General features: G+C 75.3%; 7 protein-coding genes and 1 pseudogene. 3 read left to right on the forward strand and 5 right to left on the reverse strand.

The features are described 5' to 3' along the window. Nucleotides 1–10: 10 nt before the first annotated feature. The 3 genes from KMS84_RS25660 (at nucleotide 11) to KMS84_RS25670 (ending at nucleotide 3,972) form a co-directional block, all read left to right on the forward strand. Nucleotides 11–136, forward strand: a complete 126-nt coding sequence (locus tag KMS84_RS25660) for a SapB/AmfS family lanthipeptide (RefSeq protein ID WP_020127262.1) — start codon at nucleotides 11–13, stop codon at nucleotides 134–136. 133 nt (nucleotides 137–269) lie between these two features. Then, nucleotides 270–2,033 (forward strand): ATP-binding cassette domain-containing protein, encoded by a 1,764-nt coding sequence (locus tag KMS84_RS25665; protein ID WP_256918815.1) that lies wholly within the window; start codon nucleotides 270–272, stop codon nucleotides 2,031–2,033. Further along, nucleotides 2,026–3,972 carry an ATP-binding cassette domain-containing protein gene (locus KMS84_RS25670; RefSeq protein WP_256918816.1) on the forward strand — a complete coding sequence of 649 codons (1,947 nt, stop codon included), beginning with the start codon at nucleotides 2,026–2,028 and terminating at the stop codon, nucleotides 3,970–3,972. The genes KMS84_RS25665 and KMS84_RS25670 overlap by 8 nt, the downstream gene beginning before the upstream one ends. Here the strand turns inward: KMS84_RS25670 and KMS84_RS25675 are convergent. From KMS84_RS25675 to KMS84_RS25695, 5 genes and pseudogenes are all read right to left on the reverse strand, one after another. Next, nucleotides 3,908–4,597: an SDR family oxidoreductase gene (locus KMS84_RS25675; RefSeq protein WP_256918817.1), complete on the reverse strand. Its 690-nt coding sequence runs from the start codon at nucleotides 4,595–4,597 to the stop codon at nucleotides 3,908–3,910. The two genes, KMS84_RS25670 and KMS84_RS25675, sit on opposite strands and share 65 nt — an antisense overlap. Before the next feature lie 104 nt (nucleotides 4,598–4,701). Next, nucleotides 4,702–5,403 carry a LuxR C-terminal-related transcriptional regulator gene (locus tag KMS84_RS25680; RefSeq protein WP_256918818.1) on the reverse strand — a complete coding sequence of 234 codons (702 nt, stop codon included), beginning with the start codon at nucleotides 5,401–5,403 and terminating at the stop codon, nucleotides 4,702–4,704. Nucleotides 5,404–5,609: 206 nt separating this feature from the next. Continuing rightward, nucleotides 5,610–6,971 (reverse strand): D-alanyl-D-alanine carboxypeptidase/D-alanyl-D-alanine endopeptidase, encoded by a 1,362-nt coding sequence (gene dacB, locus KMS84_RS25685; RefSeq protein ID WP_256918819.1) that lies wholly within the window; start codon nucleotides 6,969–6,971, stop codon nucleotides 5,610–5,612. A 166-nt stretch (nucleotides 6,972–7,137) separates the two neighbouring features. Further along, a complete protein-coding gene (locus KMS84_RS25690; RefSeq protein WP_256918820.1) occupies nucleotides 7,138–8,706 on the reverse strand; it encodes a hypothetical protein in 1,569 nt (522 codons plus the stop codon). Between the two features lie 44 nt (nucleotides 8,707–8,750). Next, a pseudogene (locus KMS84_RS25695) lies at nucleotides 8,751–8,969 on the reverse strand (hypothetical protein); the annotation flags it as partial.

Raw genomic sequence — 8,969 nt, forward strand, 5'->3', positions numbered from 1 at the left:
GGAGATCACCATGTCCATCCTCAGCCTGCAGGCCCTGGAGACCCCCGAGGAGACCACCGAGTACCTGTCGGTCCTCAGCTCCCTGTCCGCGGTCAACTGCACCAACAGCACCGTCAGCACGCTGCTGTGCCTCTGACCGCACCGCCCCGGGTCGTCCCCCTCCCCACGGCGGGGTGACCTGATCCGTTGAAGAGAGCCGGCCCGGGCTGAGGGACAGCCCGGGCCGGCGTTCTCGTGCCGCCCGCCGTCCACCGCCCGAAGGAGTCCGCATGGGACAGGACCACCGACACCCGTCGCGGCGAGGCGGGGCTCCCGATCGTACGGCCTGGGCCGCCGCGCGTCGTGCCCGGACGCGGCGGGGCCCCGCGCCGGACGCCGGCCCGCCGTGGGTGTGGCCCCTCGTCCTCGCGCTGTCGGTCGCGGTGAGTTCGGCCGCCGCGCTGGCCCTGCCGGCCGTCCTCGCCGCCGCCGTCGACCGGGCCCTGTCCGCGAGCGCCGGGCAGGGCCTGCTTCCCGTCGCCGCCGTCCTCGCGGCGCTCACGGGCGCCGAGGCCCTCGCGCAGTACGCCGGTCCGCGGGCCACCGCCGAGGAGACCGCCCGGCTGCGCCGCGCACTGGTGCGCCACATCGTGGCCCTCGGTCCCCACTCCGCCGCGGGGACCACGACCGGTGACCTCGTGGCCCGCCTGACCGCGAGCGCCGGCGAGGCCGGCCCCGCCGTCCAGGCCGCCGTGTACGCCGTCGCCCAACTCGCCATGGCCGCGGGCTCCGTGCTCGCCCTGGGCCTGCTGGCCCCCGAGCTCGCCGCGGCCTTCCTGGTCACCGCCCCCGCAGGCTGGCTGCTGCTGCGCCGGCACCTGCGGCGCACCGCGCGCCGGGGCGAGGGCTACCAGGCCGCGCAGGCCGCCGTCGCCGCCCGGCTGCTGGACGCGCTGGCCGGACGCCGCACCATCGCCGCCGCCGCGACCGTCGAGCGCGAGATCGAGCGGGTCCTGCGCCCGCTGCCCGACCTGGGCCGCAACGGCCGCGCCCTGTGGGACAGCCAGCGCCGCGTCGCCTGGTCCACGGGACTGCTCGCCCCGGCGACCCAGATCACCGTGATCGCCGTCGCCGGCTGGGAACTGTCCACCGGCGCGCTCGGCCCCGGCGACCTCGTGGCCGCGCTCGGGTACGCCACCCTGGGCCTGGGCGGCTTCGGAACCGCCCAGAGCCTGCTCGACCTCGCCCGCGCCCGGGCCGGACGTCGGCGCGTCAGGGAGGTGCTCGCCGTGCCCCGGCAGCCGCCTGGCCTGCGCCGCCTGCCGCCCGGGCCCGGACGCGTCGAGTTGCGCGGCGTCACCGTGCGCACCCCGGCCGGCGTCGTCCTCGACGGACTGGACCTCGTCGTGCCCGCCCGGCGCTGCGTCGCGATCGTGGGCCGCTCCGGCGCGGGGACGTCCCTGCTGGCGGCCGTGGCGGGCGGTCTGCGCGCACCGGACGGGGGTATCGCGTCGCTCGACGGCGTGCCGTTGGACGAGATCCGCCCGGCCGACCTGCGCGCCGCCGTCTCCTACGCGTTCTGCGACCCCGAACTCACGGGCGGCACGGTCCTGGACGCGCTGAGCGCGGCCGCCGAGCGACTGCCCGAGGAGCGCGTCCACGCGGCCGCCCGCGCGGCGCAGGCCGACGCCTTCGTCCGCCGCCTGCCGGCCGGCTACGACACCCCGCTCGCGCACGCGCCGCTCTCCGGCGGCCAGCGACAGCGCCTGGGACTCGCGCGCGCCCTGGCCCGCGACAGCAGGCTCCTCGTCCTGGACGACGCCACGTCCAGCCTGGACTCCGCCACCGAGGCCGCCGTCCTGCGGGCCCTGGACGACTCCTACGGCGACCGCACCCGTCTCGTCGTGACGCGGCGGACGGCCACGGCCGCCCGCGCCGACCTCGTGGCGTGGCTGCACGAGGGCCGCGTCACCGCCCTCGCCCCCCACCGCGACCTGTGGCACGTGCCCGCCTACCGCAGCCTGTTCGAGGACCAGGAGGACGCCGATGACTGACGTGGAGCACCGACCCGCCGCGCTCCGCCCCGCGGATGGCGCGCCGGACGGGCGCACCCCCGGGACCGGCGACGACGCCCTCGGCCCCGGCTCCCGCCCGCCCCGGGCCTCCTCCTCCCTCGCCGCGGCCCACAGGAGCGCGCTGGGGCTGCTGCGGAGCGCCGTCGCGGCCGACCGCGCCGCCGCGTTCCGGCTCACCTGGTGGACCCTGCTCTCCGCCGTCCCGGCCCTCGTCTGCGGCAAGGCCCTCGCCGTGGCCGTCGACGAGGGCTTCCTGATGGACCGGCCCCGCACGGCGGCCTTCGGGCTGGGAGCGTTCGCGCTCAGCGCCCTGGGCGGCGCCTGGGCGGGGCGGCAGAGCTATCCGTGGCTGGCCGAGATCGTGGAGCCGCTGCGCGACCGGCTGCTGCGCGACGTCGTCACGGGCACCCTGCACCGTGCGGTCGCGCCGGGCGCCGCCCGCGACGACGACGCCGCCGCCGTCGCGGTCGCCCGGCTCACCCGGCAGGTGGAGGCCGTGCGCGACGCGCTCGCCGGTCAGCTGATGCTGCTGTGGCAGTTCGTCCTGACCGTCGTGGCCGTCGTCGCCGGCACCGCCGTGCTCTCGTCCGCCGCCGTGCCGCTCGTCGCCGGCCCGCTGCTGGCCGCCCTCGTCGTCTTCGCCGTCCTCGCCCCGGCCACCGTCCGCAGACAGCGCGAGGCCTTCGACGCGGAGGAGGAGCTTGCCGGCCGCGCGGTCGCCACCGTCACGGCCCTGCGCGACATCGTCGCCTGCGGGGCGCACGAACACGCGCAACGCCTCGCCCTCGACGCCGTCCAGGGACACCTGCGGGCGTCCAGGGCGCTCGCCTCGGTGTCCGCGCTCCGGCGGCTGATCGTGGCCCTGGGCGCGCACGCCCCCCTGCTGCTCGTCGTCCTCGCCGCGCCGCGCCTGCACGCCCGGGGCGTGACCCCGGGCGAGATCGTGGGCGTCCTGGCCTACGTCCTGGCCACCCTGGAGCCCGCGATCCGGCTGCTGGTGCAGGGACTCGGCGCCTCCTGGCTGCGGCTGGCCGTCGCCGCGGAGCGGCTCGCCGAGGCCGCCCGGCGCCCCCGGCCGGGCCCGGATCCCGGCCCGGCCCTGCGGCCCTCGGACGGCTCGGTGACACTGTCGGGGATCGTCTTCGCCTACGGGCCCGAGGCCGAACCGGTCCTGGACGGGCTCGACCTGGCGCTCGCGGACGGCGAACACCTGGTCGTCGTCGGTCCTTCCGGAATCGGCAAGTCGACCCTGGCCGACGTGCTCGCCGGCATGCTCCCGCCCGACGAGGGACAGGTCGTCCTGGGCGGAGTGCCCCTGGGCGCCGTCACCCCGCACGACCTGGCCCGCGCGCGCGTCCTGGTGCCGCAGCACCCCTACGTGTTCGCGGGCACCCTGCGCGAGAACCTCTGCTACCTCGCGCCCGGCACGTCCGACGCCGTCCTCGCCGCGGCCGTGGGGGAGTTGGGGATGGACGCGTTGGCCGAACGGTGCGGCGGCGCCGACGGCCCGGTCGACCCGGCGACGCTGTCCTCCGGGGAACGGGCGCTCGTCGCCGTGGCGCGCGCCTATCTCTCCGAGGCCCGGCTGGTCGTCCTCGACGAGGCGACCCGGCACCTGGACGCGGCCGCCGAGCGACGCGTCGAGGCGGCGTTCCGGCGCCGGCCCGGCACGGTCGTCACCGTCGCGCACCGCATGACGCTGGCGCGCCGCGCGGACCGGGTCCTCCTCCTGGACGGGACCCGGCCGAGCACCGGCACGCACCGCACGCTGCTGGCCGAAGTCCCGCTCTACGCCGACCTGGTGGGCCACTGGCGGACCGGCGCGACCGCCCCCGGCGCCCACCGCGCCGGGCTCAGCACCCCGGGCGCAGCATCAGATCGCTCATCGTCGCGTCCTGCGGCAGATCCAGCGCCATGACCAGAGCGGCCGCCACCGACGCCGGACTCATATGGGCCTGCGGCGCATAGGGCAGACCGAACTGCTCGTGCAGCTTGACCTGCATGGGTGTGTCCGTCTCCCCGGGGAACACCGTGGTGACCCGCACCCCGTGCGCGTACTCCTCCGCCCTCAGGGACTCCGCCAGCGCCTTGAGCCCGAACTTGGACGCCGCGTAGGCGCTCAGCCGCGGCGGCGCGTGGACGCCCGCTCCCGAGTTCACGAAGACGACGTGCCCGCGGCCCTCGCGCAGCGCGGGCAGCAGCAGTCCGGTCAGCTCCGCCGGGGCGACGAGGTTGACGGCGAGCGTGTCCTGCCAGACGGCCGCGTCCAGCTCGTCCACCCGGCCCGACTCGACCACGCCGGCCACGTGCACCAGCGAGTCCAGCCGGTCGGGCAGCGCGCCGGCCGCCAACCGGGTGCGGATCGACCCCGGTTCGGACAGGTCGGCGGCCAGTGTCCGGCTCGTCGGGAAGCGGGCCCGCAGTTCCTCCGCCCGCGCCTCGTCCCGGGCCAGCAGCCACAGCTGCTCGCCCCGCGCCGCGAACAGCGCGGCCACGGCCGCACCGATACCCGAACCAGCACCCGTGATGAGGTGAACGCCCATAGACTGATACATACCCCGAATCAGGATCTCATCCCTTATGGGGCAGGCGAGTTGAGGCGACGGGCTCGGCGCCCTCGGGAAACCCGGGCCGGGGCGCGTCGCGCTCAGGCGGCCGGGCGCACCAGGCCGTACTCGTAAGCGAAGGCGACGGCCTGCACCCGCGCGCGGGCGCCGATCTTGGCCAGGATGTGGCTGACGTGGGACTTGACGGTGGTGGGGGCGATGGACAGGCGCGCGGCGATCTCCGCGTTCGACCAGCCGGAGGCGACGGCGACCAGGACGTCGCGTTCGCGGTCGGTGAGGGCGTCGACGCCGGCCGCCCGTACGGCGGGCCGCGGGGTGCGGTCGTGGCGGACGGTGTCGATGAGGGCGCGGGTCAGCCGGGGGGTGATGGCCGCGTCCCCGACCGCCACGACCCGGACGGCCGCGGTGAGTTCGTCCGAGGTGGCGTCCTCCAGGAGAAATCCGCCGGCGCCCGCGCGCAGGGCCGCGTAGGCGTATTCCTGGTCGGCGGTGGAGGTCAGGACCAGGACGCGCGGCGGGGGACCGGCAGCCGCCGCGGCGGGACTGCCGACGGCCGCGAGGTGCGAGGGCCGGGCGATGCGGCGGATCGTCTCGACGTCCTCGTGCCGGGGGCGACGGCCGCCCATCAGGACGACGTCGGGGCGCAGTTCGGCGCTCAGGCGGACCGCTTCGGCCGCGTCGGCGGTGTCGCCCACGACGGTCAGGTCGGGCTCGGCGGCGAGCAGCATGCGCAGGCCGAGTCGCTGGAGGGGCTGGTCGTTCACGATGAGTACGCAGGCCATGGCGTGTTCTCCATGCGGTGGGGGCGAACGCCTCTTGGGAACGAAACTGTTTCGTTCACCTGGTGACAGCGTAGCCCCGGGTCTCATCGAAACGGCATCGTTCCTTTGTGGTATGGGTCACAGTCCGGCGGGCCGGACAGGCGGACGGGCCGGCTCCGCCGGAGCCGGCCCGTCCGCTCGCGCCGCCTGTGCGCCCTCCCGCCGCGCTACGCCCAGCAGCCGTTGACGGTCGCCGCGAGACCGTCCATGGCGTCCTTGATGGCGCCCGGGTCGGCCGTGGAGCCGTTCTCGACGAACGAGAAGACCTTCCACCTGCCGTCCTTGCCCTGGGTCAGACCGCTCAGGGCGATGGCCCCGGTGAGCGTGCCCGTCTTGGCGCGCACCTTGCCGACGGCGCACCGGGAGTTCGCGTCGTCGAAGCGGCCCCACTCCGGGCCCAGGGTGCTGCCCGCCTCGCCGGCGACGGGCAGCCCGTCGCGGATGGAGCCCAGCGTGCGGGCGTAACGGGGCTCCGTCAGCAGTTCGAGGATCTCCGCGAGGGTCGCGGCGGGAATGCGGTTCGCGCGGGAGAGCCCGCTGCCGTCGTAGATCTCGAAGTGGTCGAGGGAGACGCCGTAACGCGCGCTCAGCACCTGGCGGACGACCTCCGTGCCGCCCTCGAACGTGGCCGGGCGGCCCGCTTCCAGGGCCGTGGCCCGCAACAGGGTCTCGGCGATGTCGTTGTCGCTGACCTTGATCATCTTGTGGACGATGTCCGACAGCGCTGCCGACCGGTGCTGGGCCACGGGCACGTCGTGCGCGCTCGCCGTCGCGCGGGTGACCGCGCCGTCGACGCCGACCCCGGCCGCGGCGAGCTTCTGCGCGAAGAGCTGCCCGGCGTCGAGCGACGTGTCCTCGACATGGCGCCCGTCCACGACGAGCGCGCGCACCGGGGCGACCGAGTCCGGGTAGTAGCCGGTGTTCCAGCCGTTGGCCAGGGTCGGCTCCGGGAAGAGGCTGTCGTCCACGGCGACCTTCACCGAGGTCAGCCCCGCCGCCTTCAGGCCCGCGACCGCGGTGTCCGCCAGCTCGGCCAGGTCCGCTGCGGTCAGCGTGCGGTCCCCGCCCCCGACGAGCGTCAGCGTGCCGTCGCCGTAGACGACCTTCGTGGTGAACCGGTGGTCCGGGCCCAGCACCGTCAGGGCGGCCGTCGCGGTGGCGAGCTTGGTGTTGGACGCCGGCATCAGCGCGGTCGCCCCGTTGTGGTCCCACAGCGTCCGGTCGGACGCCGAGTCCAGGACCACGCCGCTGACGTTCCCGCCCAGCCGCTGGTCCAGCACCCGGATCCCCAGGTTCGTGACCATCTGCTGGTCGTCGGCACCGACGCCGGGACCCCGCGCGGTGTCCTTGGCCGTCGCCTCGACGCCCTTGCCCGCGGCGAACGCCGAGGGGGCGGCCAGGGCCGCCGAGGTGAGGGGGACGGCCAGGGCCAGCACGATCGCCCGGCGCAGCCCCGCGCTGCTCTGCCCGGGTCTGCGGTGCCGGCGGCTGCCGCCCGGGGTGAAGGAATCGAGGGAGGCATCCGCCATTATGTCGTTCATTTCGTTGTCTCAAGGCTTTCGTGTGGGGCGTGCACAAGAGAATTCCGGCGCACCTTATCACCCGTCATATGCCTTCCCAGGCGGCCGCATTCACGGCATGACGGGAATCCGGTGGCCGGAATTCCCTCCCGTTTCCCGCTGTTTCACCCCTGGTTCACAGGCCCGATCCCAGGCTCTGCGTGGTGTAGGCGCATTCCGTGTAGACATAGCCCGACTGGAGCTTGGCCGTGTCCGAGGCGGGCGTGGCGAGGCTGTCGCCCATCGGCTTGTGCAGGAAGTACGTGGTGCCGACCGGCAGGCTGATGGTCCGCTCCGGATAGTTCTTCCCGCTGTCGCCGCACGGCTTGAAACTCGGGTTGAGGGTGCTGCCGAGGGAGTACCCCTTGCAACTCCCGCAGGCCTTGAGGGTGAAACTCCCGGTGACCGGACCCGTGTAAAGGACCGTGATCTCGTCCGGGCTGTCGTTCTGCACCGTCACCGAGATGCTGCCGCCCGAACGGGTGGTCGGCAGCGACTTGCCGGCGGCCGGCACGGTCTGGGCGATCTCCGCCGCTATGGCGATCTTCTTGGCCCGTGCGGCGTTCTTGGCCGTCTTGTGGGCGGAGGCGTAGTCCGTCAGCGTCGTCTGCGCCGCGTCGAAGTCGCCGTCCTGGTACTGGTCCACCCCGCAGGTGTACGCACCCGTGTCCGCGCTGCCCGCGGCCCGCCGGGAGTCCTTGTCGAGAGCGTCGGCGACGCCCTGGTCGCCGCCCGTCACCGTGTCGATCTGGGTCCCCAGCGTGCGCAGCCGCTCGACCGCCGCACAGGGCTCCTCCCCGCCCAGGCCCTTCTCCGTGCGGACGACCGCGGCCGCCACGGCCGGTTCCACCTTGGTGGCCTGCTCGGAGCGGGGGAAGGTGGTGAGCAGCTCCGCGAACTGCGACGGCCAGGTGGCCTCGCCGGTCGTCAGCGACGCCGACGCGCACTCGTACAGCGACGTGGCCAGCCGGTCGTCGGGCCAGGTCCGCAGATCCCCGAGGTCCGTCCCCGGCAGGCTCTTGGGAACCGTGCGCAGGTACTTCAGCGGCGCCGTCGCCGCGCAGTACTCGCCCCGTGCGAAGGGAGCGCCGACCGTCGTGTAGAAGGTCTTCATCCGCGACGGCACCCGCTGCGCCGCCCGTGAGCCCGGGTGGTCCGCCCGCAGCCCGGAGTACACCGACAGGGCCTGGTCGTAGTCGGACTGCACCGTGCCGAACGGCTTGCCGCCCGCGGCCTCCACCGCCCGGTCGGCCTCGTCGAGCCGGTCAAGGAGCATCTGCTGCGTCGCCTCGTCCCGCGCGCCGTCGTACAGCACGACGCCGCCGGCCGGCGCCACGAGCAGCAGGAGCCCGAGGCCGAGGGCGAGCGGCGCGCTCCGCAGGCCGGCGAGCGGGGTGCGCAGACCCACGCGCGCGCCGTGCGCCGCCGCCGCGGCGAGGAACGCGACGTACAGCACCAGTGCCACGGCCGGGACGCCGTCCGGATCGGCCGGCAGCGCGACGAGGAGCAGCGCGGCGGTGGCGGCCCAGCACAGCGCCGTGAGAACCCATCGGCGCACCAGCGCATAGCCCAGGCCCAGGCCGCTGAGGTTGAGCACGGCCACCGCGACGGCCCGCACTCCGTCGGCGGGGGCCGGCGGCGGCGCCGTCGGCATGGGTGGCGCCTGGACGGTGTAGTCGTATCTGTCGTACTGGTCCCCCGACATGGCGGCTCCCCCCGGTTCAACTGCGCCCGCACATCTGCGATTTGTCAGTGTACGGGCGCGGAGGGGGCGCCGACAGGGGCGGCGGGGCCCCGCCGGGCGGTCCGCGCCGCGGGCGGCCGGCGGGAGGAGAAGTCCACGCGGCCGCTCGCGGGCCCCGGCGACGGGAGGCCGGCCGGGCGGAAAGCCGGCCGGGCCGCCACGCGCAGGTGCGTGACGGCCGCGGCTGCTATCGCGTCGGGCATGGTCAGGCCACACCCCCCACC

Source organism: Streptomyces hilarionis, assembly GCF_024539675.1.
Taxonomy (GTDB): domain Bacteria; phylum Actinomycetota; class Actinomycetes; order Streptomycetales; family Streptomycetaceae; genus Streptomyces; species Streptomyces hilarionis.

Bases quoted from the DNA above. Each gene is read 5' to 3' on its own strand.
- KMS84_RS25670 (WP_256918816.1), top strand. From the start codon at position 2,026: ATGACTGACGTGGAGCACCGACCCGCCGCGCTCCGCCCCGCGGATGGC.
- KMS84_RS25690 (WP_256918820.1), bottom strand. From the start codon at position 8,706: ATGTCGGGGGACCAGTACGACAGATACGACTACACCGTCCAGGCGCCA.
- KMS84_RS25665 (WP_256918815.1), top strand. From the start codon at position 270: ATGGGACAGGACCACCGACACCCGTCGCGGCGAGGCGGGGCTCCCGAT.
- KMS84_RS25680 (WP_256918818.1), bottom strand. From the start codon at position 5,403: ATGGCCTGCGTACTCATCGTGAACGACCAGCCCCTCCAGCGACTCGGC.
- KMS84_RS25660 (WP_020127262.1), top strand. From the start codon at position 11: ATGTCCATCCTCAGCCTGCAGGCCCTGGAGACCCCCGAGGAGACCACC.
- KMS84_RS25675 (WP_256918817.1), bottom strand. From the start codon at position 4,597: ATGGGCGTTCACCTCATCACGGGTGCTGGTTCGGGTATCGGTGCGGCC.
- dacB (WP_256918819.1), bottom strand. From the start codon at position 6,971: ATGGCGGATGCCTCCCTCGATTCCTTCACCCCGGGCGGCAGCCGCCGG.